This window comes from Cellulomonas sp. IC4_254, from assembly GCF_011603975.1.
GTDB lineage: Bacteria > Actinomycetota > Actinomycetes > Actinomycetales > Cellulomonadaceae > Cellulomonas.
Genome location: NZ_JAANNB010000034.1, coordinates 1 through 24,637 on the forward strand (window position 1 = coordinate 1; position 24,637 = coordinate 24,637).

The 24,637-nt window shown below is 74.9% G+C and carries 20 protein-coding genes; 17 read left to right on the plus strand and 3 right to left on the minus strand.

What is annotated here, in order from left to right; translation table 11 throughout:
• The 10 genes from G6556_RS05595 to G6556_RS05640 all read left to right on the plus strand — a co-directional run.
• A partial coding sequence (locus G6556_RS05595; protein ID WP_166939326.1) for an ABC transporter permease subunit occupies positions 1 to 1,536 on the plus strand: 1,536 nt, incomplete at its 5' end.
• Position 1,537: 1 nt separating this feature from the next.
• Positions 1,538 to 2,416: an ABC transporter permease subunit gene (locus G6556_RS05600; protein ID WP_166939327.1), complete on the plus strand. Its 879-nt coding sequence runs from the start codon at positions 1,538 to 1,540 to the stop codon at positions 2,414 to 2,416.
• A gap of 3 nt (positions 2,417 to 2,419) precedes the next feature.
• Positions 2,420 to 4,351, plus strand: a complete 1,932-nt coding sequence (locus tag G6556_RS05605; RefSeq protein WP_166939329.1) for a glycoside hydrolase family 13 protein — start codon at positions 2,420 to 2,422, stop codon at positions 4,349 to 4,351.
• Positions 4,352 to 4,388: 37 nt separating this feature from the next.
• Positions 4,389 to 5,660, plus strand: a complete 1,272-nt coding sequence (locus tag G6556_RS05610; RefSeq protein ID WP_346774742.1) for a deoxyguanosinetriphosphate triphosphohydrolase — start codon at positions 4,389 to 4,391, stop codon at positions 5,658 to 5,660.
• A gap of 35 nt (positions 5,661 to 5,695) precedes the next feature.
• Positions 5,696 to 6,352, plus strand: a complete 657-nt coding sequence (locus G6556_RS05615; protein ID WP_346774743.1) for a SigE family RNA polymerase sigma factor — start codon at positions 5,696 to 5,698, stop codon at positions 6,350 to 6,352.
• On the plus strand, positions 6,349 to 7,278 hold the full coding sequence (locus G6556_RS05620; protein ID WP_166939331.1) for a hypothetical protein: 930 nt from the start codon (positions 6,349 to 6,351) through the stop codon (positions 7,276 to 7,278). Before G6556_RS05615 ends, G6556_RS05620 begins: the two co-directional genes overlap by 4 nt.
• Before the next feature lie 144 nt (positions 7,279 to 7,422).
• Positions 7,423 to 9,660 carry a DNA primase gene (gene dnaG, locus G6556_RS05625; protein WP_166939333.1) on the plus strand — a complete coding sequence of 746 codons (2,238 nt, stop codon included), beginning with the start codon at positions 7,423 to 7,425 and terminating at the stop codon, positions 9,658 to 9,660.
• Between the two features lie 71 nt (positions 9,661 to 9,731).
• Positions 9,732 to 10,259 carry a hypothetical protein gene (locus tag G6556_RS05630; protein ID WP_166939334.1) on the plus strand — a complete coding sequence of 176 codons (528 nt, stop codon included), beginning with the start codon at positions 9,732 to 9,734 and terminating at the stop codon, positions 10,257 to 10,259.
• Between the two features lie 48 nt (positions 10,260 to 10,307).
• On the plus strand, positions 10,308 to 10,814 hold the full coding sequence (locus G6556_RS05635) for a phosphoribosyltransferase (RefSeq protein WP_166939336.1): 507 nt from the start codon (positions 10,308 to 10,310) through the stop codon (positions 10,812 to 10,814).
• A gap of 28 nt (positions 10,815 to 10,842) precedes the next feature.
• Positions 10,843 to 11,265, plus strand: a complete 423-nt coding sequence (locus tag G6556_RS05640) for a hypothetical protein (protein WP_166939338.1) — start codon at positions 10,843 to 10,845, stop codon at positions 11,263 to 11,265.
• Between the two features lie 103 nt (positions 11,266 to 11,368).
• Here the strand turns inward: G6556_RS05640 and G6556_RS05645 are convergent, their stop codons facing one another.
• From G6556_RS05645 to G6556_RS05655, 3 genes are all read right to left on the minus strand, one after another.
• Positions 11,369 to 12,031: a response regulator transcription factor gene (locus tag G6556_RS05645; RefSeq protein WP_166939339.1), complete on the minus strand. Its 663-nt coding sequence runs from the start codon at positions 12,029 to 12,031 to the stop codon at positions 11,369 to 11,371.
• Positions 12,028 to 14,133, minus strand: coding sequence for a histidine kinase (locus G6556_RS05650; protein ID WP_166939341.1), 2,106 nt, complete (start codon positions 14,131 to 14,133; stop codon positions 12,028 to 12,030). Before G6556_RS05650 ends, G6556_RS05645 begins: the two co-directional genes overlap by 4 nt.
• Before the next feature lie 65 nt (positions 14,134 to 14,198).
• Entirely contained in the window at positions 14,199 to 14,963 is a 765-nt protein-coding gene (locus G6556_RS05655) for a hypothetical protein (protein ID WP_166939343.1), read from the minus strand.
• Between the two features lie 375 nt (positions 14,964 to 15,338).
• Between G6556_RS05655 and G6556_RS05660 the strand changes: the two genes are divergently transcribed.
• The 7 genes from G6556_RS05660 to G6556_RS05690 all read left to right on the plus strand — a co-directional run bounded on the left by G6556_RS05660 (position 15,339) and on the right by G6556_RS05690 (position 24,595).
• Complete coding sequence (locus tag G6556_RS05660; RefSeq protein WP_166939345.1) at positions 15,339 to 15,833, plus strand: barstar family protein; 495 nt, start codon at positions 15,339 to 15,341, stop codon at positions 15,831 to 15,833.
• A gap of 783 nt (positions 15,834 to 16,616) precedes the next feature.
• Positions 16,617 to 19,934, plus strand: coding sequence for an isoleucine--tRNA ligase (gene ileS / locus G6556_RS05665; protein ID WP_166939346.1), 3,318 nt, complete (start codon positions 16,617 to 16,619; stop codon positions 19,932 to 19,934).
• Positions 19,934 to 21,322 (plus strand): folylpolyglutamate synthase/dihydrofolate synthase family protein, encoded by a 1,389-nt coding sequence (locus G6556_RS05670; protein WP_166939348.1) that lies wholly within the window; start codon positions 19,934 to 19,936, stop codon positions 21,320 to 21,322. The genes ileS and G6556_RS05670 overlap by 1 nt, the downstream gene beginning before the upstream one ends.
• A gap of 150 nt (positions 21,323 to 21,472) precedes the next feature.
• Positions 21,473 to 22,468, plus strand: a complete 996-nt coding sequence (gene dhaK / locus G6556_RS05675; RefSeq protein WP_166939350.1) for a dihydroxyacetone kinase subunit DhaK — start codon at positions 21,473 to 21,475, stop codon at positions 22,466 to 22,468.
• A gap of 63 nt (positions 22,469 to 22,531) precedes the next feature.
• Complete coding sequence (gene dhaL, locus G6556_RS05680) at positions 22,532 to 23,179, plus strand: dihydroxyacetone kinase subunit DhaL (RefSeq protein ID WP_166939352.1); 648 nt, start codon at positions 22,532 to 22,534, stop codon at positions 23,177 to 23,179.
• Entirely contained in the window at positions 23,176 to 23,925 is a 750-nt protein-coding gene (gene dhaM / locus G6556_RS05685; RefSeq protein WP_166939353.1) for a dihydroxyacetone kinase phosphoryl donor subunit DhaM, read from the plus strand. Before dhaL ends, dhaM begins: the two co-directional genes overlap by 4 nt.
• 58 nt (positions 23,926 to 23,983) lie before the next feature.
• A complete protein-coding gene (locus tag G6556_RS05690) occupies positions 23,984 to 24,595 on the plus strand; it encodes a TetR/AcrR family transcriptional regulator (RefSeq protein ID WP_166939355.1) in 612 nt (203 codons plus the stop codon).
• Positions 24,596 to 24,637: the final 42 nt, after the last annotated feature.

Genomic DNA, 24,637 nt, shown 5'->3' on the forward strand with positions numbered 1-24,637 from the left:
ACGTCGCACGCCCGCTCCTTCTCGCCGGGCTTCCTCGCCAAGCTGATCCTCATCGGCACGGTCGACGCGCTCGGCGTCTACGGGATCCTGTCCGCCTGGGCGGTGTCCCAGTGGGGCGTCCTCGCCTTCCTGGTCGTGGCGCTCGCCGTCGCGAACTGGGCCTACTTCTCCCGCCGGATGCTCCCGGCGAAGTACCTGGTGCCCGGCCTGGTGTTCCTGGTCGTCTACCAGCTGTTCGCGATGGCCTACACGGGCTACGTCGCGTTCACGAACTACGGCGACGGCCACAACTCGACCAAGGCCGACGCGATCACCCAGATCGCCGCCCAGAACGAGCGCCGGGTCGAGGGATCGCCCTCGCTGCCGCTCGCGGTCGTGCAGAACGGCGACGAGCTCGGGTTCGCGATCGTCACCGAGGACGGCGACACCGAGGTCGGCACCGCCGAGCAGCCGTTCGAGGGCGTCGACGCCACCGTCGAGTCCGGCCGCATCACCGCCGTCCCCGGCTGGGAGGTGCTCGGCTTCGCCCAGGTCGCCGCCGACCAGGAGGCCATCACGTCGCTGCGGGTCCCGTTCTCCGACGACCCGGCCGACGGCTCGGTCCGCACCCAGGACGGCTCGACCGGCTACGTCTTCCAGTCGACGCTCGAGTACGACACCGCGAGCGACACCTTCACCGACGCCGAGACCGGCACCGTCTACGCGCCCGGCGCGGGCGGCAACTTCGTCTCCGAGGACGGCCAGCGGCTGACCCCGGGCTGGCGGGTCGGCGTCGGCTTCGACAACTTCACCGCGATGGTCACCGACTCCCGGATGGCCGGTCCGTTCGCGCAGATCTTCGTCTGGACGTTCGCGTTCGCGTTCCTGTCCGTCGTCACCACGTTCGCGCTCGGCCTGTTCCTGGCGATCACGTTCAACGAGCCGCGGGTGCGCGGGCGCAAGGTCTACCGGTCGCTGCTGATCCTCCCGTACGCGTTCCCGGGCTTCCTGTCCGCCCTGGTGTGGCGCGGCATGCTCAACGAGCGGTTCGGCCTCATCAACGAGGTGCTGCTCGGCGGGGCGTCGATCCCGTGGCTGAGCGACCCGTGGCTCGCCAAGGCCGCGGTCATCGGCGTGAACCTGTGGCTCGGCTTCCCGTACATGTTCCTCATCTGCACGGGTGCGCTGCAGTCCATCCCGCACGACATGACCGAGGCCGCGCGGATCGACGGCGCCGGGCGCTGGCGGATCTTCCGCTCGCTCACGCTGCCGCTGCTCATGGTGTCGGTGGCGCCGCTGCTGATCTCGAGCTTCGCCTTCAACTTCAACAACTTCTCGCTGATCTACATGCTGACCGGCGGCGGCCCGAACTTCGTGGGCACCCCGTACGTGGTGGGCCACACCGACATCCTCATCTCGATGGTCTACTCCGTGGCCTTCGAGTCCGGGGTCAAGCAGTACGGCGTCGCCAGCGCGCTGTCGATCGTCATCTTCCTGATCGTCGGGGTCATCTCCTACCTCGGCTTCCGTCGCACCCGCACCCTCGAGGAGATCTGAGATGGCCCGCTCGCCCGAGCTGCACACCGCCGTGCGCGGCCGCCGCTGGTGGTCCGAGATCGGCTGGCGGCACGTCGTCGGCGTCGTGATGATCGCGATCTGCCTGCTCCCGCTGCTGTACGTCCTGTCCGCGTCGCTCAACCCGGGCGGCACGCTCACGGGCTCGAACCAGCTGTTCCGCACGGTAAGCCTGGAGAACTACACCGAGCTGGGCCCGCGGGGTTACTACCGCTGGGCGGTCAACTCGCTCGTGGTGTCCACCACGACCGCCGTCGGGACGGTGCTCATGGGCGCCGCCGCGGCGTACGCGTTCTCGCGGTTCCGGTTCCGCGGGCGGCGCGCCGGCCTGACGACGCTGCTGCTGGTGCAGATGTTCCCGCAGATGCTCGCGTTCGTGGCGCTGTTCCTGCTGCTGCTGTCGCTGTCCGAGGTGTTCCCGGCCATCGGCCTCAACACCCAGCTCGGCCTGATCTGCGTCTACCTCGGTGGCGCGCTCGGCGTGAACACGTTCCTCATGTACGGGTTCTTCAACACCGTCCCGCGCGAGATCGACGAGGCCGCCAAGATCGACGGCGCGTCCCACGCGCAGATCTTCTGGACGATCATCCTGCGGCTGGTCGCGCCGATCCTCGCGGTCGTCGGCCTGCTGTCGTTCATCTCGTCCTACGGCGAGTTCATCATCGCCAAGGTCGTGCTGCAGCGGCCGGAGCGGTTCACGCTCGCGCTGGGCCTCTACAACTGGGCGGCCGACGAGCGGAACGCGCGCTGGGGCATCTTCGCCGCCGGTGCCGTGATCGCCGCGATCCCCGTCGTGCTGCTGTTCCTGTTCCTGCAGAAGTACATCGTCGGCGGCCTCACCGCCGGCTCCGTGAAGGGCTGAGGCGTGTCCGACCCGACGACGCGGGGCCGGCACGCCGCCGGCCCCGCCGCGCCCGACACCGCCGTCCCGCTGGGCGCGCACCACGACGGCTCCGCCCTGTACGTCCCGGCCGGGACGCCCGCGCTCGGGGACGTCGTGCCCGTGCGGGTCCGGGTGCCCGCCGGGGCGGGGCCGGACCCCGAGGTCTGGCTGCGGGTCGTCGAGGACGGCGAGCCCCGCGTCTACCCGGCGCGCGCCGACGGGGGCGACGAGCACGAGCGCTGGTTCACCGCCGACGTGCCGGTGACCAACCCGGTGACGTCGTACCGGTTCCTGCTCGCCGGGCCCGGGCGGCCGGGCGGCCAGGAGTGGCTGAACGGCGAGGGCACGATCGCCCGCGACGTCCCGGACGCGTCGGACTTCCGGCTGTCGACCACGCCACCCGGGCCCGGCTGGGCGCGCGACGCCGTGGTCTACCAGGTGTTCCCCGACCGGTTCGCGCGGTCGTCCGGCCGGCACGACGGGCCGCCCGAGGGCGAGCTGCCCGACTGGGCGCTGCCCGCGGCGTGGGGCGACGAGCCGATCGGCGGCGGGCCGGGCACCGGCACGCAGCTCTACGGCGGCGACCTCGGCGGCATCGAGCAGCGGCTCGACCACCTCCAGCGGCTTGGCGTCGACACCCTCTACCTGACCCCGGTGTTCCCCGGCCGGTCCAACCACCGGTACGACGCCCGGACCTTCGACCACGTCGACCCGGTGCTCGGCGGCGACGAGGCGTTCGCGTCCCTGGCGCGCGCGCTGCACGGCCGCGGGATGCGCCTGGTCGGCGACCTCACGACCAACCACACCGGCGACGCGCACGACTGGTTCCGGCGGGCCGTCTCGGACCCGTCCGCCGAGGAGCGGTCCTTCTACTACTGGCAGGACGCCGACCCGGGCTATGTCGGCTGGCTGGGCCACGCGTCCCTGCCCAAGCTCGACCACCACGCGCCCGCGCTGGCCGCGCGGATGTTCGGCGGGCCGTCGTCGATCGTGGGCCGGTACCTGTCCGAGCCGTTCGGCATGGACGGCTGGCGGGTCGACGTCGCCAACATGACCGGCCGCCAGGGCGCGGACGACCTGACGCACGAGGTCGCCGAGCGGATGCGCGCGGCCATGGCGGAGATCAACCCGGACGCGGTCCTGATCGCGGAGCACTTCCACGACGCGGGCGCCGACCTGCGGGCCGCCGGCGGCTGGCACGGCACGATGAACTACTCCGCGTTCACCCGGCCGGTGTGGACCTGGCTCACCGACCCGGCGTCCGACGCGGCCGCCGCGCTCCGGTACGTCGAGCTGCCCGTCGGCATCCCGCGCCGGCCCGGCACCGCGGCCGTGGCGGCGATGCGCGAGTTCGGCGCGGCGGTCCCGTGGAGCGTGACCACCCACCAGTGGAACCTGCTCGGCTCGCACGACACCGCGCGGTTCCGCACCATCGCCGGGTCGCGCGACCTCGTCGAGGTCGGCGTCGGCCTGCTGATGACCTACCCCGGCACGCCGGTGCTGTTCGCCGGCGACGAGGGCGGGCTGGCCGGCCGCAACGGCGAGAACTCCCGGGTGCCGATGCCGTGGGCGCAGATCGACGCCGGGGGCGGCCCCGCGTGGGACGCCGGGCTGTTCGCGACGTACCGCTCGCTGATCGCGCTGCGCCGCTCCTCCCGCGCGCTGCGCGAGGGCGGGCTGCGCTGGGTGCTCGTCCGGGACGACGCGATCGCGTACCTGCGGGAGACCGCCGACGATCGGGTGCTCGTGCTCGCGTCACGGGCGCCGTGGGGCGGGGCGCTGCTGCCGGGCCACCTGCTGGCGCCGGGGGAGCAGCCGGAGAACCTACACGGCGGGGCGGCGCTCGGCGTGGAGCCGGGCGGGCTGCGGCTGCCGGGCGACGGGCCGGGGGTGCAGGTGTGGCGCCTGGCGTGACCGTCGGGACGGCGTGCCGCCGCCTAAACTGGGGCCCGTGACCAGCGAGCACCCCGACGGCTACGTCGACGCCGACCGGGAGCGCTGGGTCGCCGAGGCGCCCAAGTCGCGCTCCCGGACCCCGTTCGAGCGCGACCGCGCGCGCCTGGTGCACTCGTCGGCCCTGCGCCGGCTCGGCGCCAAGACCCAGGTGCTCGGCCCGTCGACCGACGACTTCGTCCGCACCCGGCTGACTCACACCCTCGAGGTGGCGCAGGTCGGCCGCGAGATCGGCAAGACCCTGGGCTGCGACCCCGACGTCGTCGACACCGCGTGCCTCGCGCACGACCTCGGCCACCCGCCGTTCGGCCACAACGGCGAGCGCGCGCTCGCGCACCTCTCCCGCGACATCGGCGGCTTCGAGGGCAACGCCCAGACGCTCCGGCTGCTGACCCGCCTGGAGCCGAAGGTCGTCGGCCCGGACGGCGTCGCGGTCGGCCTCAACCTGACCCGGGCCTCGCTCGACGCCTCGGTGAAGTACCCGTGGGGCGTGGGGGAGGGTCCGCTGTCCGCGACCGGCCGGCCGACGCACAAGTTCGGCGTCTACGCCGACGACCTGCCGGTGTTCACCTGGCTTCGGGACGGCTCGCCGGTCGGCCGCAAGTGCCTGGAGGCGCAGGTCATGGACCTCGCCGACGACATCTCGTACTCGGTGCACGACGTCGAGGACGCCGTCGTCGGCGGCCGGTTCGACCTGTGGGTGCTCACCGTCCCCGACCAGCGCGCGCGGGTCGTCGAGGCGATCCAGACCTGGTACGGCGACGCCATCGACGCCGCCGGGCTCGAGGCCGCGATGGACCGCCTGGTCGCCGCCGAGCTCTGGCGCCCCGGGTTCGACGGCACCCGCAGGGCGCTCGCTGCGCTCAAGGACACCACCAGCCAGCTGATCGGCCGGTTCGCCCGGGCCGCGCAGGTCGCCACCCGGGAGCGGTACGGCCCCGGCCCGCTGACCCGGTACGCCGCCGACCTGATCGTCCCGGAGGAGACCCAGGCCGAGATCCTCGTGCTCAAGGGCCTCGCCGTCGCGTACGTCATGGCGCCGCGCGAGCTCGAGCCGCTCTACCAGCGGCAGCGGGAGATCCTGGCGGACCTCGTGCACGTGCTGTCCGAGCGGGCGCCGCTGGCGCTGGAGCCGCCGTTCGCCGCGGACTGGCGCGCGGCGGCGGACGACGCGGCCCGGCTGCGGGTCGTGGTGGACCAGGTGGCGTCGCTCACCGACGTCAGCGCGGCCGCCTGGCACGCCCGGCTGGCGCCCCCGCCGCGGTACTGACGCAACCTTCCGGCCCCGCGGTGCGTGTACCGGGTGTGAGAGTCACCATCGCCGCCCCGGCCGAGGGGCCCGACGCGCCGGCGGAGCTGCTGCTCCCCGTGCAGCCCGACCGCGGGCCCGACGGTGCGCCGCACCGCGCGCCGCACCGCGCGCCCACCCGCCGGGCGACCGCCGACGAGGAGTTTGCCCTGTTCATGGGCGACGCCGCGCCGGCGCTCGCCCGCACCGCCTGGCTGCTCTGCGGCGACGCCCACCAGGCGGACGAGCTCGTGCAGCAGGCGCTCGTCCGCACCTACCTGGCGTGGCCGCGCGCTCGCGAGCGCGACCCGCTCGCCTACGCCCGGCGGGTGCTCGCGAACCTGCGCATCGACACCTGGCGGCGCCGCCGCCGCGAGGTGCTCACCGACCCGGGCGACCTCCCGCACGGCGCCGAGCCGTCCGGCGCCCAGCGGCAGGCGGACCGCGACCAGCTGGTCCGCGCGCTGGCCACGCTCAGCACCCGGCAGCGGCGCGTCGTCGTGCTGCGGCACCTGGAGGGCCTGTCCGAGGCCGAGGTCGCCGAGGACCTGGGCGTCACCGTCGGCACCGTGAAGTCCACCGCGTCGCGCGCGCTCGCGCGGCTGCGCGCCTCGCTCGGCGAGGACGCCGCCGCCGGCCCCGGCCGCCCCACCGACCCGAGGAGCACCCGATGAGCACCGACGACGAGTTCGCCCGCGAGCTGCGCTCCCGCGTGGACGCCTCGGCGCCGACGATCGACGTGCGCCTGACGGGCGTCGTGCCGCGCGCGCGGCGGCGGCGGGCCTGGACCCGCGCGGCCGGGGCGGGTGCGGCCGGCGGGCTGGTGCTCGCCGGGGTCCTCGTCGGGCAGGCCTGGGCGGGGGCGCCCTGGTCGACGCACACGCTGGCGGGGCCGGCGGCGACGGGGGAGCCGGTGGAGACGGGGGAGCCGTCGCCGGAGCCTTCGGCGGCCGCGGACGCAGCGCGCCGGGCCGGCACCGCGCAGGGGGCGGCGCCGTACTGGTACACGCTGATCACCGGGCCGGACGGCTCGGGGGAGCGGTTCGAGTCGTGGGCGAGCCCGGACCGCCCCGGCCTGCTCGTCTGGGACGGTGACCTCACCAACCCGGCGGCGATGGGGCCTACGAACGTGATCGGTCGGTTCCGGATCGGCGGCGAGTGGGTGGACATGCTTCGCGATCCCGCCGCCCTCCCCACCGACCCGGCGGCGCTGGAGCAGGTTTTCCGGGACAGCGTCGAGCCGGACCGACGGAGCGGCACCGACGACGACAAGGTCTACGGCATGGCCTACGACCTGTTGAACGGCAGCCCCGGTTGGCTGCCGACCGCGCTGCTGCAGGCGGCGTGGCAGGTCGCGGGCTCGCTCCCGGGGTCGACGGTGGTCCCGGGCGTGGACTCCCTCGGCCGCCCCGGCGAGGTGCTCACGAGGCCGGAGACCGTCAACGGCTCGGACCGCCTCGTCGTCGACCCGGCGACCGGCCTGATCCTCGAGATGAACTCGGGTGACGCGATCCGGCTCCTCCAGCAGTCGCCCGCGGACACGATCCCGCTGGAACCCACTCTGGAGATGGCCGGCTGCACCGCATGGGAGTCCTGCTGACCCGGCTCCGCAAGCCCGAGTTCGCCGGTTCCGCGCGAGTTCGCCGGTTGCGCCCGGCCCGTGCGCGCGCAACCGGCGAACTCGCCCGGTGGCGCCGGTCACGCCCGGCCGAGTGGGCTCCGCCGGGCACCTAGGATCGTCCCCGTGGCGGGACGGATCCGGCGGGAGGACGTGCAGACGGTCCGCGAGCGCGCCCGGATCGAGGACGTCGTCGGCGAGCACGTCGCGCTGAAGACGGCCGGCGTCGGCTCGATGAAGGGCCTGTGCCCGTTCCACGACGAGAAGTCGCCGTCGTTCCACGTCCGCCCGCAGGTCGGGCTGTACCACTGCTTCGGGTGCGGCGAGGGCGGCGACGTCATCGACTTCATCCAGAAGATCGACGGCCTGCCGTTCACGGAGGCGGTCGAGTACCTGGCGGGTCGCGCGGGCGTCACGCTCAGGTACGAGGAGGGCGGCGGGCCGCGTCCGGGGCACGAGCCCGGCAAGCGGCAGCGGCTGCTGGAGGCGCACCGGGTCGCGGCCGAGTACTTCGCCGAGCAGCTGCTGTCCCCGGAGGGCGCGACGGCCCGGCAGTTCCTGGCCGAGCGCGGGTTCGACCGTGCGGCGGCGGAGCAGTTCGGCGTCGGGTACGCGCCCCAGGGCTGGGACCACCTGCTGCGGCACCTGCGCGGGCGGTCGTTCACGGAGGCGGAGCTCACCGCCAGCGGCCTGATGAGCCAGGGCAACCGCGGGCTGTACGACCGGTTCCGCGGTCGCCTGGTGTGGCCGATCCGCGAGGTCACCGGCGACACCGTCGGGTTCGGCGCGCGCCGGCTCTACGAGGACGACCAGGGGCCGAAGTACCTCAACACCCCGGAGACCCCGCTCTACAAGAAGTCCCAGGTGCTCTACGGGATCGACCTCGCCAAGCGGGAGATCGCGAAGAACAAGCAGGTCGTGGTCGTCGAGGGCTACACCGACGTCATGGCCATGCACCTGTCCGGCGTCGGGACGGCGGTCGCGACCTGCGGGACGGCGTTCGGATCGGACCACGCGCGGATCGTGCGCCGGCTGATGGGCGCGGGCGGCGCCGGCAGCGGCATCCAGCTCGCGTCGGGGGAGTCCGTCGGCGGGGAGGTCGTGTTCACGTTCGACGGCGACTCCGCCGGCCAGAAGGCCGCCCTGCGCGCGTTCGGCGAGGACCAGGCGTTCAGCGCCCAGACGTTCGTCGCGGTCGCCGAGGGCGGCATGGACCCGTGCGACCTGCGCCAGGCCCAGGGCCCCGACGCGGTGCGCGCGCTGGTCAAGACGCGGCAGCCGCTGTTCGAGTTCGTCATCCGCACCACGCTGCAGGGCTACGACCTGCACACCGCCGAGGGCCGGGTCGCCGCGCTGCGCGCCTCCGCCGCCATCCCCGGCGGCATCCGGGACGCCGCGCTGCGCCCCGAGTACACCCGGATGCTCGCGGGCTGGCTGGGCATGGACATCGAGACGGTGCAGCGCGCGGTGCAGCAGGCCTCCCGCGGCGGCCGGCCGTCGTCCGGCGGTGGCCGGGACACCGGGCGCGGGGCGCCGTCCTCGGGCTACGGCCAGGGCGGCCGCGGCACCGACGGCGGCCGGTCGACCTTCGTCCCGCCGGGCCCGGAGGAGGGCGGCTGGCGCCGGGACGGCGGTCGCGGCGGCAGGGGCGGTGGTCGACCCGGCGGCGGCCAGGGCGGCGGCGGCCGGTGGGACGACCGCCGCGGCGGCGGGCGAGGCCCGGCCAACCCCGGCCAGGGGTACGGCCGGCGGTTCGACGAGCCGCCGCCCGAGCCGTACGACGACGCACCCCCGCACGACCTCGACCAGGCCGGTGCCGGTCCGGGCGGCGGGGCGACCCCGCTGCCCGCGCCGCAGATGGCCCTGCCCGATCCGCGCGACCCGGTCACCGCGACCGAGCGGCGCGCGCTCGAGGCCGTGCTGCAGATGCCGGACGCCGTGCCGCCGGAGTTCGACGACCTGCCGCCGGAGGCGTTCAGCGCCCCGGCGTACCGGGCCGTGCACGCGGCGATCCGTGCCGCGGGCGGGGCCGCCGCCGCGCGCGCCAGGGTCGCGGCCGAGGGCCCGGGCGGGACCGTCGGCTGGGTCGACGCCGTCCGCGAGGAGGCGGCGTCGCCGGTCGAGGGCCTGATCACCCGGCTCGCGGTGGCGCCGCTGCCCGAGGACCGGCCGGACCGGCTGCCCGGCTACGCCCGGGGGCTGGTCATGGCCCTGGTCGAGATGGAGCTGACCCGGCACATCGCGGACCTGCGCGGTCGGCTGCAGCGCATGGACGGGCAGTCCGACCCGGAGGGGTACCGGGCGCTCGCGGTCGAGCTGATGGAGCACGAGAACCGGCGACGGGCCCTGCGCGAGAGCGCCTGACCCGGCCTCGCGGACCGGGCCGGCCGGGTCGGCCGGGCCGGTCCTGCGCGCCCCGGCGGTACGGTGCCGGGATGGAGCTGTGGGGCGCCGCCCTGTACGGCGAGCCGTGCGGGGAGTGCGGGTACACCTGGGTCCGCACCGCGGACGAGGCGGTGCACGCCGTCTCCGAGGTCCCCGGCCGGTTCGCCGCCGTGCTCGTCGGCGCCCCGGAGCCGCTGCGGCACCCCGACCTCGGCTGGTCGACCGCCGCCTACGTCCGGCACGTCGCCGACAACCTGGAGACCTGGGCCTACCGCCTCGACGCCGCCCGGTGCGACGGCCGCACGACGACCACGGGCTACGACCCGGACGCGCTCGCGGCCGCCCGGGACTACGCGCACGCGACGGTCGGCGCGTCGCTCCTGGCGCTGCGGCGCGTCGTGCCGGGCTGGGTCGACGCGGTCTCCGCGGCGCTCGCGGAAGGCGTCGTGCTCGACCACGCCACCCGAGGCCCGCAGCATGCGGAGGACGTCGCCCGGAACAACGCGCACGACGCGCTGCACCACCTGCACGACGTCCGCCGGATCGTCGAGCACGCCGCGGCGGTCGCCGGGTCCTGACAACCGCGTGAAACCTGGCGCACACGTGCGGCCGCTAGCCTGACCGGCATGACGACTGCGGAGGCCGCACCCGGCCAGGACCTGCCGGACGAGCGCGAGATCCTGGGCTGGGACCAGTTCGGCGAGGCCGCCCGCGACCTGGCGCGCGCCGTGGTGGCCTCCGGCTTCGAGCCCGACGTCGTGGTGGCGGTCGCCCGGGGCGGCCTGCTGCCCGCCGGCGCGCTGTCCTACGCGCTGGGCCTCAAGGCCTGCGGCACCCTGAACGTCGAGTTCTACACCGGCATCGACGCGCGGCTGCCCGAGCCCGTGGTGCTGCCGCCGCTGCTGGACAACGCGGCGCTGGTCGGCCGGCGGGCGCTGGTCGTCGACGACGTCGCGGACACGGGGGAGACCCTCGCGCTCGTGCAGCGGCTGGTCGCCGAGCACTGCGACGAGGCGCGCACCGCGGTGCTGTACGCGAAGCCGCACTCGATCGTCGCGCCGGACTTCGTGTGGCGGCGGACCGACCGGTGGATCACGTTCCCCTGGTCGGCGCAGCCGCCGGTCACGGCCTGACGCCGGGCGGCGGGCGAGGGAGGGGGCCGTGCCGGGCGTGCAGGCGCTCCGGCTGCGCTGCGTCGCGGCGCGCGGGACGTTCCTGCCCGCGGACCGTCGCCCCCGCGGCACGACCGACGCGTCCGCGTACGCGGTGACGCCGGGGCGTGCGTACGACGTCGTGGGCGTCCTGGCGCTCGCCGACCACCTGAGCGTGCTGCTGCGGGACGACTGGGGCGGGCCGGCCTTCGTGCCGGCCGAGCTGTTCGCCGGCGTGACCACGGTCGTCCCGGCGGGGTGGGCGTTCGCCCTGGACACCGGGTCGTCCGCCGGCCGGCGGTCCCTGTGGGGCGAGCCGGTGCTGGCGGTCTGGGGCTACCGGGCCCTGGTCGAGGAGGCCGGCCACGCGGCCGCACTCGTAGCCGGCGAGGCCCGCGCGGTGGCGCTGTTCGACGAGGCGCGCGGGGCGTAGCCGGCGGACGCGGCTGCCGAACCCCACCCGATTCTCGCGCGACCACCCGATCCGTCGGGGTGCGGCGCGAGAACCGGGTGGGGACCAGGCCCGGCCACGCGTCTCAGCCCGTCGCCGCGCCGCCCAGGCCCTCGGCCCGGGCCCGCACGATCGCCGCCGACCGGTCCGGCACCTCCAGCTTGGTCAGCACGTTCGCCACGTGGTTCCGGACCGTCTTCGCCGACAGCCCCAGCCGCCGCGCGATCACCACGTTGTCGTGCCCGCCCGCCACCAGGTCCAGCACCTCGCGCTCGCGGTCGGTCAGCCGCGGGAACGGCACCCGCACCGCCGTGCGCCCGCCCAGCACGTACGCCATCGCCCGCTCCGCCACGGTCGGCCCGAGGATCATCTCCCCGGCGGCGACGGCGCGGACCGCGCGCTCGACCTGCTCCGGCGGCGCGGACTTCACCAGGTACCCGCGCGCGCCGGCCCGGACGGCCGCGACCACGGCGTCGTCGTCCTCGTGCATGCTCATGACCAGCACGGCGGTCCCCGGACGTGCGGCGACGACCTCCCGCGTGACGTCGACGCCGGACCCGTCGCCGAGGTCCAGGTCCATGACGACGACGTCGACCCCGGGCGCGCCCTCCCCGACGAGCAGCGCGCTCGCCTCCGCGGCCCCGGCGGCCGTGCCGACCACCTCGACGCCCGCGAGCGACCCGAGCAGCGCGGCCATGCCGATCCGGAACACCGGGTGGTCGTCGACCAGCGCCACGCGCACCGTCACGTCGGCACCGCCTCGGCAGCCGCCGCGCCGGCCGCCGCGCCGGCCGCCGCGCCGGCCGGCGCGACCCCGGCCGACGCCGCTCGCACCGGCGCCTCCGGCACCGGCGCCCCCGGCACCAGCGGCAGCACCGCCCGCACCACCGTGCCCGGCGCCGCGTCGGCGACCTCGACCCAGCCACCGAGCTCCTCGGCCCGCTCCCGCATCGATCGCGTGCCGACCCCCACGGCGTCGCCGGCGCGCGCCTCCCCGGCCGCCGGGCCCGGCCCGCGCCCCGCGTCGGTGCACCGCACCTCCAGCGCGTCCGGGTGCCGGCGCACCACCAGCCGGCACCCGGACGCGCCCGAGTGCCGCTGCGCGTTGCGGGCCGCCTCGCTCAGCACCCCGAACGCCGCGGCGGCCACGACCGGGTCCAGCACGCCGGGGTCGTCGCCGGCGACCTCGACCACGAAGCCCTCGCGTCCGAGCCGCCGGGCCAGGTCGTCGAGCGCCGGTCCCAGGCCCTGCTCGTCCAGTACCGGCGGCAGCAGCCCGCGCGCGAGGTCCCGCACGTCCTCGACCCGTCGCTCGGCCTCGTCGCGCAGCGCGGTGAGCGCCGCGCGGGCGGCGTCGACGTCCGCGGGCCGGCCGCCCTCGAGCAGGTTCACCGCGCCCTGCAGCCCGAGCCGCATCCCGGACAGCCACGGCCCGAGCCCGTCGTGCAGCTCGCGCCGGACCGCGCGGCGCTCGCGGAGCCGGGCGGAGGTGGCCGCGTCGCGGGCCCGCTCCAGGTCCCGCGCCCCCGCCGCGAGCGCCAGGCCGGCCGCGACGACGGGGGCGAGCTGGTCGAGGGCGGCGCGGGTCCGGGCGTCCAGGCGCTCGCCGGGCGGGGCGGTCACGGCGAGGTCGCCGACGGGGCTCCCCGCGCGCTCGACGGGCAGCAGCATCGGCTCAGAGGTGGGCGCCCCCCAGGACGCGACGAGCGGGTCGGCGCCGCCGGACGCCAGGCGGACGGACTCCAACCGGAGCGACTCGCCCACGCCCGCCGCCAGCCCGGCCAGCAGGTCGGCGGAGCCCCCCGGGGTGGTCAGGCTCCGCCCGAGGCGCAGGGCGGCGCGCCCGGGGTCGGCGGCCTCGCCGTACACGAGGTGGCGCACCCGGGTCTGCAGCCAGCCCCGCACCGGCTGCAGCAGCAGCACGACGCCGACGGCCGCGGCGACCTGCGCACCCGGGGTGCTGGTGCCCGCGAGCGCGGACACCCCCGCCGTGACGACCGCGTACACGCCGGCGAGGGTCAGCGTCAGCAACGCCGCGACCGTCGCGCGGCTGATCGCCAGGTCGAGCCCCCACAGCCGGTTGCGCAGCACGGTCACGAGCAGCGCGGCCGGGAACAGCGCCTGGCAGACCAGGTGGCTGACCGGCACGGCGAGGAACAGCGCGGGCCCGGGGTCCGCGAGCACCAGCGGCACGAAGGACAGCGCCATGATCGCGGTCGCGACGGCGAGCAGGCCGAGCCCGCGCCGCTCGGCCTCGGGCCCGCGGCGGTACCGCCACCACGTGGCACCGGCGGTCAGCAGACCCGCGACGACGACCAGGGCGAGCGGGCCCCGCGCGTCGGACATCGGCGCGAGCAGCCGCGTGCCGGTGAGCAGCAGCGCCGAGGCCGTCCCGAGCGCGACGCCGGCCCAGGCCACCGGGCCCAGCCGACGGTCGCGGGCCAGGTGCGGCACGACGGTGAACAGCGCCACGGTGCCCGGCACCCAGATCCAGCCGAACGCGCCGGCGAGCCAGTCGAGCGCCGGGGCGCCCGGCCGGGTGGCCGCGAACACGCCCCAGGCGCCGCCGACCGCCGAGACCCCGCCGGCGACGCCGGTCAGCGCGACCAGCCACCCGACCGGGTGGCGGCGGCGGGACAGGATGACCGCGCCGACGGTGCCGTAGACCGCGGCGACGGCGACGTCGACGGCGGTGAACAGCAGATCCCCGGCGGCCATGCCGCCCCCGGCGGCCACGTGCAGCACGGCGGCGGTCCCGGCGAGGAGCCAGGCGACCAGGGCGATCGCGAGCGCGACGCCGGGCACCCCGTCGCCCGCGGGGCCGCGCACGCCCGAGCCCTCCCGGTCCATGGCGCCACCGTAGGGGCAGACCACCGCGGAACGGGAGGGGTCGGACAACTCGAGGGCGCCGAGCGTCACCGCCGGTCGCCGACCGCGAACCCGATCGCGGTGACCAGCAGCCACAGCGGCCCGGTGAACCCGGCCATGTACTGCAGCGGCGAGACGCCCAGCAGCAGCGTCAGCCCGCCGGGCACCGCGCCGACCCAGCCGAGCCAGCGCGGTGCCGCCGCGTGCCGGAGCGCCGCGACGGCCACCGCCACGCCGGACAGCCCCGCACCGACCCACAGCCACGGGATGGTCGCGATCCAGTCGCTGAAGAACGCGCCCGACTCCGGGACGATCAGGTCCACGTCGGCGAGCCCGAAGATGAACTGCGTGTCGAGCCCCGACCCGAGCAGCCCGGCCACCGCCACCAGCAGCAGCCCGCCGGACGCGACGGCGGGCAGCAGGCTCCCGGCCGGGGCCTGCTGGGACAGCCGCCGCGACAGGCCCGCCGCGAACACGACCACCAGCAGCGCCGAGACGATCGTCGCCGTGTGGAACACCAGCAGCGCCGTGGTGCGCCCGGACAGGTCGGCGACGATGGCCCCCGCGTCGCCGGCCGTCTGCTCCCAGTTGATCCCGAGCGCCATCGACGCCTGGATGCCGACCAGGCCGGTCAACCCGGCGGCGATCCCGGCGAGCGCCCAGCCGCGAGGCTGAGGGCGCACCCGGGTGGCCGTGGCCGACGCCGGGGTCGTGGTGGGCGCCGGGTCCGGCACGCCGGCGCCGCCCCCTGCGGCGGCACCGACGCCGGGCCCGCGGCCAGCAGTCGTGGGCGAGGTGTCGTGCGTGGTCATGTCGTGCCCCTCCGTCTCGGGGAGGCCCGGTGCCTCCGCCGGGCACGACGCTGGGCCGGGGCGCGTCCCGGGCGGAAGGGCGCGGAGCCCGGGTGGCCGGGCGATCCCGGCAGCAGGGGTGCTCGTCATGAAGTGCCTATCGGACCTGCACCTGCGGAGGCGTGGAGTGTTCTCGGCCGGGTGGACGCGAAGGGTGCGCCCTTCCCTGGGTAAAAGGGCTGCAGGCAGTTCCTCAATACTGGTGGCGTGCTCCCCCAGGTCGCCGGCGACGGAAGCCTGCTCGCGTAGGACGTAATACCGTATGGCAAGGATGTCGATCGCGAACCGATGCGTCTTGGTATCGAAGAGTTTCGTACAGTTCCGAGGAGGGGCTCAGTGGTTGTGGACGATGAAAGTCGGTCGAGTGGCGCCGTATTCACCGAGTTGCTGCCGGAGCCGGGTGACGTGAGAACCCTTTCCGATCGACTGCTCGGCCAGGGCTTCCGTTGCGTTGTCCTCGACGGAGCGCGCATGCGGGCGGATCGCGGCGTCTTTTCGGAGTTTGCAAGCCTGCTCGAGTTTCCGGGGTATTTTGGCTTCAACTGGAGTGCGCTTGAGGATTGCCTCACGGATCTCGATTGGTTCGCCACTCCGCGGGGATACGTGCTGGTCCTGTTGTCCGCCGACGATGTGCTCCTCGACCAGCCGGATCGGCTACAGACGCTCGTGGGCCTGCTCCATAGGGCTGCGGCCGTCTGGCAGTCGCCCGTCGCTATCGGTGAGGCCTGGGACCGCGATGCCGTCTCGTTTCGCGTCATGCTCCAGGTGAGCGAGAAGGGACGAGGTCGGTGGATCGCAGCAGGGGCGGAACTCGGGGCCGAGGGCCTGTAGTGCTGCCTATCGAGACGCCCTTTTCCTAGCCGTAGTGCATCTTGCCGAGGGTTCCACCGCCCGCATCTTCACGCACCCGGCGGCGGGTTTGGCGCGGCCGTACGCGGTGCAGTTGATCACCGGGTCGGCACTCGACTGGACCACGGCGACATCCACGTACGTCTAGGAGGGCACTGGCAGCACGACGACCGGGCGCTTGCCAGGGAGGCGAAACAGATGCTCGGGTAGGACGTCGAGGGGCGGCCGACAGGCCCGATCGAGGATGGTGGCCAGTCGTGGTGCACCTATACGGCCGACGACGCAACGACGGTTGCTCGAAGAACTCGGCTTCGAGCTCGGCGGAGCGGATGCGGGTCTGCTCGGGTAGGTGCTCCGCCGCAGTGCGCTCGGCGCAGGCTGATGGACTGGTCCGTTCGTGCCGAAGTGAGGTCTTCCTGCAGAGTCGGCCTTCGCGAGCGACGGTCGCTGCGGCACCCCCCTGGACGCCCTCGCTACACTCGTCCCACAGGCACCGATCCGGCCATCACCGGGGAGCCTCCGGAAGAACAGGGCGAGCCGCAGCACCATCCCGGCGGACCCCCAGTAGACCCGGACGGGGCAGGCCCGTCACAGCCGCAGCGAAGAGTGGTCGCGCGCCGACCCCGCACCCGCGGGCCAGGCGATCGGCAAGCGGGGTGGTACCGCGGTGCGCACCGGGCGAGAGCCGGGCGGGCGTCGTCCCCGTGGATCCGCCACCGCACCGCGAGCCCCCGGGCCCGCCGACCACCAGGAGCGCCATCCGCCATGGCCTATCCGCTGCACCGCACCCCCTCCGGGAAGCACGCCGCCCCGGTCGCGCCCGGCGCGTCCTTCGGCCTGCCCGCGTCCCCGGACCTGCCCGCGCTGGAGAAGGACGTCCTCGCGTACTGGGAGTCCGACGGCACGTTCCAGGCGTCGATCGACGCCCGTGACGCCGGCACCGACGGCGCGAACGAGTTCGTGTTCTACGACGGCCCGCCGTTCGCGAACGGCCTGCCGCACTACGGCCACCTGCTGACCGGGTACGCCAAGGACATCGTCGGCCGGTACCAGACGCAGCGGGGCCGCCGCGTCGAGCGCCGGTTCGGCTGGGACACGCACGGTCTGCCGGCGGAGCTCGAGGCGGAGCGGATCCTCGGCATCACCGACAAGTCCCAGATCGAGGAGATGGGCATCCAGGCGTTCAACGACGCCTGCCGGACGTCGGTGCTGCGGTACACCGACGAGTGGCAGGTGTACGTGACGCGCCAGGCGCGCTGGGTCGACTTCGAGCACGACTACAAGACGCTCGACCCGTCGTACATGGAGTCGGTGATCTGGGCGTTCAAGCAGCTCTACGACAAGGGCTGGGCGTACGAGGGCTACCGCGTGCTGCCGTACTGCTGGAACGACCAGACGCCGCTGTCGAACCACGAGCTGCGGATGGACGACGACGTCTACAAGGACGTCCAGGACCAGACCGTCACGGTCACGTTCCCGCTCACCGGCGACCGCGCCGCCGAGCTGGGCCTGGACGGCGTCGCCGCGCTCGCCTGGACGACGACCCCCTGGACGCTGCCGACCAACTCGGCGCTCGCGGTCGGGCCCGACGTCACGTACGCCGTGGTGCCCGCGGGCCCGCACGGCACGAGCGCGACGACCCAGCAGTTCCTGCTCGCCCGCGACCTCGTCAAGGGGTACGCCAAGGACCTCGGCTACGACTCCGCCGAGGACGCCCTCGCCGCCGTGACCCGCGAGGTGCGCGGCGCCGACCTGGCCGGCGTCCGGTACGAGCGGCTGTTCGACTACCTGGCCGACCAGCCGGGCATGGCCGAGCACGGCTTCCAGATCCTGCTCGCCGACTACGTCACGACCGAGGACGGCACCGGCGTGGTGCACCAGGCCCCGGCCTACGGCGAGGTCGACCAGGAGACCTGCGAGGCGGTCGGCATCCCGACGGTGCTCAGCGTCGACGAGGGCGGGAGGTTCACGTCCCTCGTCCCGGACTTCGAGGGCCAGCAGGTCTTCGACGCGAACAAGCCGATCACGCAGCGGCTGCGCGCCGACGGCCGGCTGCTGCGCCAGGCGTCGTACGTGCACTCGTACCCGCACTGCTGGCGGTGCCGGAAGCCGCTGATCTACAAGGCGGTGTCGTCCTGGTTCGTGAAGGTCACCGCGTTCCGCGACCGGATGGTCGAGCTCAACCAGGACATCTCCTGGGTCCCGGAGCACATCAAGGACGGCCAGTTCGGCAACTGGCTGGCCAACGCCCGCGACTGGTCGGTGTCCCGGAACCGGTACTGGGGCACCCCGATCCCGGTGTGGGTGAGCGACGACCCGGCCCACCCGCGCATCGACGTGTACGGCTCGTTCGCCGAGCTGGAGGCCGACTTCGGCCGGCTGCCGCTGAACGACGCCGGCGAGCCCGACCTGCACCGGCCGTTCATCGACGACCTGACCCGCCCGAACCCGGACGACCCGACGGGCCGCTCGACCATGCGCCGGATCCCGGACGTGCTCGACGTGTGGTTCGACTCCGGGTCGATGCCGTACGCGCAGGTGCACTACCCGTTCGAGAACGCCGACTGGTTCGAGCACCACTACCCGGGCGACTTCATCACGGAGTACATCGGGCAGACCCGCGGCTGGTTCTACCTGCTGCACGTGCTGGCGACCGCGCTGTTCGACCGCCCGGCGTTCCGCACGTCCGTGTCGCACGGCATCGTGCTGGGCTCGGACGGCCGCAAGATGAGCAAGTCGCTGCGGAACTACCCGGACGTCAACGAGGTGTTCGACCGCGACGGCTCGGACGCGATGCGCTGGTTCCTCATGGCGTCGCCGATCCTGCGCGGCGGCAACCTGGTCGTCACCGAGGAGGGCATCCGCTCGGAGGTCCGCCAGGTGCTGCTCCCGCTGTGGAGCACCTGGTACTTCTTCGCGCTGTACGCGAACGCCGCGAACGACGGCACCGGCCTCACCGCCGGCCGGGTCACGCCCGACACCCCGGTCACCACGATGGACCGGTACGTGCTGGCCCGGACCCGGAGGCTGGTCGAGGACGTCACCGCGCAGCTCGACGCGTACGACGTCCCGGGCGCGTGCGAGACGGTCCGCGTGCACCTGGACCTGCTGACCAACTGGTACGTCCGCACGCAGCGCGACCGGTTCTGGTCCGAGGACCAGGCGGCGTTCGACACGCTGTGGACGTCGCTCGAGACGCTGACCCGGGTCATGGCGCCGCTGGCCCCGCTGCTGTCCGAGGAGGTGTGGCGCGGCCTCACCGGCGACCGCTCGGTGCACCTGACCGACTGGCCGACCCTCGGCGACGGCTCGGCGGACGACCTGGCGCTCGCGGCCGACGACGAGCTGGTCGCCGCGGTGGACGGCGTGCGCGAGGCGGTGTCCGCGGCCCTCGCGCTGCGCAAGGCCAACGGCCTGCGCGTGCGCCAGCCGCTGCACGAGCTGCGCGTCGCGACGGCCACGCCCGAGGCGCTCGCCCCGTTCGCGGACCTGCTCGCCGCCGAGCTCAACGTCAAGCGGGTCACGCTGTCGACGGTCGAGGAGGCCGCCGCCGGTGGCGTCGCGGTGCGCAGCAACCTCGCGGTGAACGCCCGGGCCGCCGGCCCGCGCCTGGGCCGCGGCGTCCAGGCCGTGATCCGCGCCGCCAAGGCCGGGGACTGGTCGACCGACGCCGACGGCACGGTGGTGGTCCGCACCGACGACGGCGACGTCCCGATGCAGCCGTCCGAGTACGAGCTCACGACGTCGATCGACGTCACGACGGCCGAGGGCGAGGCCCCGGTCCTGGCCGCGGGCGTGCTGCCCTCGGGCGGGTTCGTGGTGCTCGACCTGGCGCTGGACGAGGCGCTGCTCGCCGAGGGCTACGCCCGTGACGTGGTCCGCGCGGTGCAGGACGCCCGCAAGGCGGCCGACCTCGTGGTCACCGACCGGATCAGGCTCACGCTGGGCGTCCCGGCGGAGCACCGGGCGGCTGTCGACGCGCACCGGGAGTTCGTCGCACGGGAGACGCTGGCCACGGAGGTGGTCGTCACCGACGTCGACGGCACCGAGCTCACCGTCGGCGTCGAGCGGGTGGACGCCTGATGGCCGCCAAGAGCCGCGGGGGAGCGGACCACCTGCGCGACGAGGAGGCCGCAGCCGCCCGGCGCGCGGCGGACGAGGTGTACGCGGGCATCCTCGAGCGGGCGCCCGAGCACGACATCGACCCGACCCTGGACCGGGTCGCGGCGGTGTGCGAGCTGCTGGGCGACCCGCAGAAGGCCTACCGGGTCATCCACCTCACGGGCACCAACGGCAAGACCTCGACCGCGCGCATGGTGGAGCGCCTGGTGCGCGAGCACGGCCTGCGCACCGGGCGGTTCACCAGCCCGCACCTGCACCGGGTGACCGAGCGCATCGCGATCGACGGCGAGCCGATCTCCGACGAGCAGTTCGTCGCCACCTGGCAGGACGTCGCGCCGTACGTGCACCTGGTCGACGTGCGGGAGCAGGAGGCCGGCCGGCCGCGGCTCAGCTTCTTCGAGGTGTTCGCCGTGATGGCGTTCGCGGCCTTCGCGGACGCCCCCGTCGACGTCGCGGTGGTCGAGGTCGGCATGGGCGGGCGCTGGGACGCCACGAACGTCGCCGACGGCGAGGTCGCGGTCATCACCCCTGTGGCCTACGACCACGAGCGCTGGCTCGGGCACACCCTGGTCGAGATCGCCGGGGAGAAGTCCGGGATCATCAAGGACGGCGCCACCCTCGTGCTGTCCCGGCAGGAGGAGGACGCCGAGGGCGTCATCCTGCACGCCGCCGCCGAGCACGGGGCTCGCGTGGTCCGCGAGGGCGTCGACATCGACGTGGTGGACCGGCAGGTCGCGGTCGGCGGGCAGCTGCTGACCCTGCGCGGGTCCGGCGGCGTCTACACGGACGTGTTCCTGCCGCTGCACGGCGAGCACCAGGCGCACAACGCGCTCGCGGCGCTCGCGGCGGTCGAGGCGCTGATCGCGGGCGGCGGGGCGCTGGACGGCTCGGTGGTCGAGGCGGCGTTCGCCGACGTCGACTCGCCCGGGCGCCTGGAGCTGGTGCGGTCCAGCCCGACCGTGCTCGTGGACGGCGCGCACAACCCGGCCGGCGCCGAGGCCCTCGTCGCGGCGGTCGAGGAGGCCTTCTCGTTCCAGCGGATCGTCGGCGTCGTCGGCGCGATGGCGGACAAGGACCCCGAGAACATCCTCGCCGTCCTGGAGCCGTACCTGGCCGAGGTCGTCGTCACCCGGGCGTCGAACCCGCGGGCGATGGAGGTCGACGACCTGGCCGAGATCGCGGTCGACGTGTTCGGCGAGGACCGGGTGCACGTCCGGGAGCGGCTGGACGAGGCCGTGACCCTCGCGGCGGACCTCGCGGAGCGCGAGGTCGAGCGCGGCGCGGCCGTCCTCGTGACCGGGTCGATCTACCTGGTGGCCGAGGCGCGGGTGCTGATGGGTCGCGCCTGACGGGTGCTGCTGCGGGGCCCCGGCGGGGGTGCACGAACGTGCACCCCCGCCGCACACCGTGCCCTTGACGGCCCGCGACCAGCGCGGCGAGTGTGAGCACTGTCGCGGCGAGGGCGCCGCGGGTCCGGGTGCCGGGAAGGAAGCATCGCCGTGAAGAAGCTCATCAACGACCCCCAGAACGTCGTCGCCGAGTCGGTGGAGGGCTTCGGCCTCGCGCACGCCGACGTGGTCGAGGTGCACACCGACCCGCTGTTCGTCGCCCGCGCCGGCGGTGCCGTGAGCGGCAAGGTCGGCCTCGTCTCCGGCGGCGGCTCCGGCCACGAGCCGCTCCACGCCGGGTTCGTCGGCGACGGCATGCTCGACGCGGCCGTCCCGGGCGCCATGTTCACCTCGCCCACCCCGGACCAGATCGCCCCCGCGTTCGCCGCGGCCGACGGCGGCGCCGGCGTGCTCGCGATCGTCAAGAACTACACCGGCGACGTGCTCAACTTCGAGACCGCCGCCGAGCTCGCCGACGCCGACGACCTCACCGTCCGCACGGTCGTGGTGAACGACGACGTCGCGGTCGAGGACTCCCTCTACACGGCCGGCCGCCGCGGCGTGGCGGGCACCGTCGCGGTGGAGAAGATCGCCGGCGCGGCGGCCGCGCGCGGGGACGACCTGGACGCCGTCGTCGCGGTCGCCGAGAAGGTCGTCGCCAACGTCCGGTCCATGGGCGTCGCCCTCACGGCCTGCACCGTGCCGCACGCCGGCAAGCCGTCCTTCGACCTGCCGGACGACGAGCTCGAGATCGGCATCGGCATCCACGGCGAGCCGGGCCGGCGCCGGATCAAGGCCGCCCCCGCCGACGAGATCACCGAGATGCTGCTGACCCCGGTGGCCGACGACCTCGGCCTGGCGTCGGGGGAGCAGGTGCTGCTGTTCGTCAACGGCATGGGCGGCACGCCGCAGTCCGAGCTCTACGTCGTCTATCGTCAGGCACGCAGGCTGCTCGAGGGCCGCGGGGTCCAGGTGACCCGGTCGCTCGTGGGCAACTATGTGACATCACTGGAGATGCAGGGCGCCTCGGTCACTGTCCTCCGGCTGGACGACGAGCTCACCGCGCTCTGGGACGCGCCGGTGCGCACGGCCGCGCTGCACTGGTAGCCGGTCCCGCCGCCCTCCCGGCGGCGGGGGTCGCGGGTCCGACGGCGGAGGTGGGAACGGGACATGACGGGCTCTCTGGACGCGGGCTGGGCGGTCGCCTGGGTGCGGCGCACGGCGGAGGTGGTCGCCGAGCACCGGGAGGAGCTCATCGAGCTCGACCGGCAGATCGGCGACGGCGACCACGGCGAGAACCTCACCCGGGGGTTCACCGCCGTGACGGCCAAGCTCGACGCGCTGGACGCCCCGCCGGGTGACGTCGGCGCCGTGCTCAAGCTGGTGGCCACGACGCTCATGTCCACCGTCGGCGGCGCCGCGGGCCCGCTCTACGGCACGGCCTACCTGCGCGCCGCGAAGGTCACCGGGCTGCCCGAGCTCGACAGCGCGGCCGTCGTGGCGCTGCTGGAGGCCGGTCTGGAAGGCATCGTCGTGCGCGGCAAGGCCGCGACCGGCGAGAAGACGATGGTGGACGCGTGGACCCCGGCGGTCGAGGCCGCGGTCGCCGCGGCCGACGCCGGCGCCTCCCCGGCCGCCGTGCTGGCCGCCGCGGCCGAGGCGGCGCGCGCCGGCGCCGAGGCGACGACCCCGCTGGTCGCGACCAAGGGCCGCGCGTCCTACCTGGGCGAGCGCTCGGCCGGGCACCAGGACCCGGGGGCGACGTCCACCGCGCTGATCCTCGAGGCGGCGGCGGCCACGGCCGAGGCGGCCGCATGAGCCCCGCCCCGGTCGCCCTCGTCCTGGTCTCCCACTCGGCGACGCTGGCCGAGGGCGTCCGGGAGCTGGCGGCGCAGATGGCGCCGGACGTGCTGATCCTCGCGGCCGGCGGGGACGGCGCGGGCGGGCTCGGCACGAGCTTCGACCTGGTCGAGGAGGCGCTCGGCGAGGCGACGGCCGACGGCCGGTCCGCCGTCGTGCTCACCGACCTGGGGTCGGCGGTGCTCACCACCGAGTCGGTCCTGGAGTTCCTGGACGAGGACGTCGCCGCCCGGGTGCACCTCGCGGACGCGCCGTTCGTCGAGGCCGCCGTCGCCGCGGGGGTCACCGCGGCCGGCGGGGCGCCGGTCGGCGAGGTGCTCGGCGCCGCCGTCGCCGCGGGCGCGGGGTTCCCGCACGCCGCGGGGCCGGGTGCGGTCGCGCCCGCCGAGGCTCCTGCGGCGCCCGCCGCGGCCGTGCCCGGGCCGCAGCACGCCGGCGACTCCGCCGTGCCGATCACCGCGCACGTCGTCGTGCGCAACCCCATGGGCCTGCACGCGCGCCCGGCGGCGGTGCTCGCCCGGATGATGGCCGGCTTCGACGCGTCGGTGCAGGTCGACGGCGTCAACGGCGCGAGCGTCCTGGAGCTGATGCAGCTCGCCGCGACGCAGGGCCGGACGCTCGAGGTCTCGGCCACCGGGCCGCAGGCGCGGGTCGCGGTCGACGCGTTCGTCGGCGCGGTCGAGGAGGGCTTCGGCGAGGTGTGACGGGCCTCGCACCTCGATTGCCCTGGACAACTCTGCACGCCCTGCAATAATTCAGGACGTGCAAGAAGTCGTGGAGACCGAGGGGCTGCGGGCGCGCAAGAAGCGTGCCCGCCTGGAGGCGTTCGTCGACGCCACCCACCGCCTGGCCGCGGAGCAGGGGCTGGACCGCGTGACGGTCGAGGCCATCTGCGCGGAGGTCGGCGTGAGTGTCCGCACGTTCTTCAACTACTTCGAGTCGAAGGACGACGCCGTGCTCGGCATGGAGCACTGGCGCCTCGACGAGGCCGCCGCGGAGGCGTTCGCGACCGGCGGCCCGACCGGCGACCTGCTCGCGGACATGCAGGCGCTCACCACCAGCGCCCTCGACCACCCGCCGCTCGGCAAGGAGCGGATGGAGCGGGCCTTCGAGCTCGCCAAGGGCCACCCGGAGCTGATGCTCCGGGCCTACACGCACGTCCAGGGCCTGCACGACGAGATCGGCGCCCTGGTCCGGCGCCGGCTCGGCACCGCGGCCGACGAGTCGGCGGTGGCGCTGATCGGCACCCTGCTGCTCGGCCTCGCCCACGCGACGTTCGTCCGCTGGGACACCGCCGGGGGGACCGGTGACGTGCAGGACCACCTGCCGTCGGTCGTCGCCGACCTCACCGCGATCTTCGCGCCGCGCACCTGACCCGCTCCAGCACCCCGCCCGGCCGCGCCCCCGCGTCGCCGG

Bases quoted from the DNA above. Each gene is read 5' to 3' on its own strand.
- dhaL (WP_166939352.1), top strand. From the start codon at position 22,532: ATGACGGGCTCTCTGGACGCGGGCTGGGCGGTCGCCTGGGTGCGGCGC.
- G6556_RS05635 (WP_166939336.1), top strand. From the start codon at position 10,308: ATGACGACTGCGGAGGCCGCACCCGGCCAGGACCTGCCGGACGAGCGC.
- G6556_RS05670 (WP_166939348.1), top strand. From the start codon at position 19,934: ATGGCCGCCAAGAGCCGCGGGGGAGCGGACCACCTGCGCGACGAGGAG.
- G6556_RS05655 (WP_166939343.1), bottom strand. From the start codon at position 14,963: ATGACCACGCACGACACCTCGCCCACGACTGCTGGCCGCGGGCCCGGC.
- dhaM (WP_166939353.1), top strand. From the start codon at position 23,176: ATGAGCCCCGCCCCGGTCGCCCTCGTCCTGGTCTCCCACTCGGCGACG.
- ileS (WP_166939346.1), top strand. From the start codon at position 16,617: ATGGCCTATCCGCTGCACCGCACCCCCTCCGGGAAGCACGCCGCCCCG.
- G6556_RS05620 (WP_166939331.1), top strand. From the start codon at position 6,349: ATGAGCACCGACGACGAGTTCGCCCGCGAGCTGCGCTCCCGCGTGGAC.
- G6556_RS05630 (WP_166939334.1), top strand. From the start codon at position 9,732: ATGGAGCTGTGGGGCGCCGCCCTGTACGGCGAGCCGTGCGGGGAGTGC.
- G6556_RS05650 (WP_166939341.1), bottom strand. From the start codon at position 14,133: ATGGACCGGGAGGGCTCGGGCGTGCGCGGCCCCGCGGGCGACGGGGTG.
- G6556_RS05600 (WP_166939327.1), top strand. From the start codon at position 1,538: ATGGCCCGCTCGCCCGAGCTGCACACCGCCGTGCGCGGCCGCCGCTGG.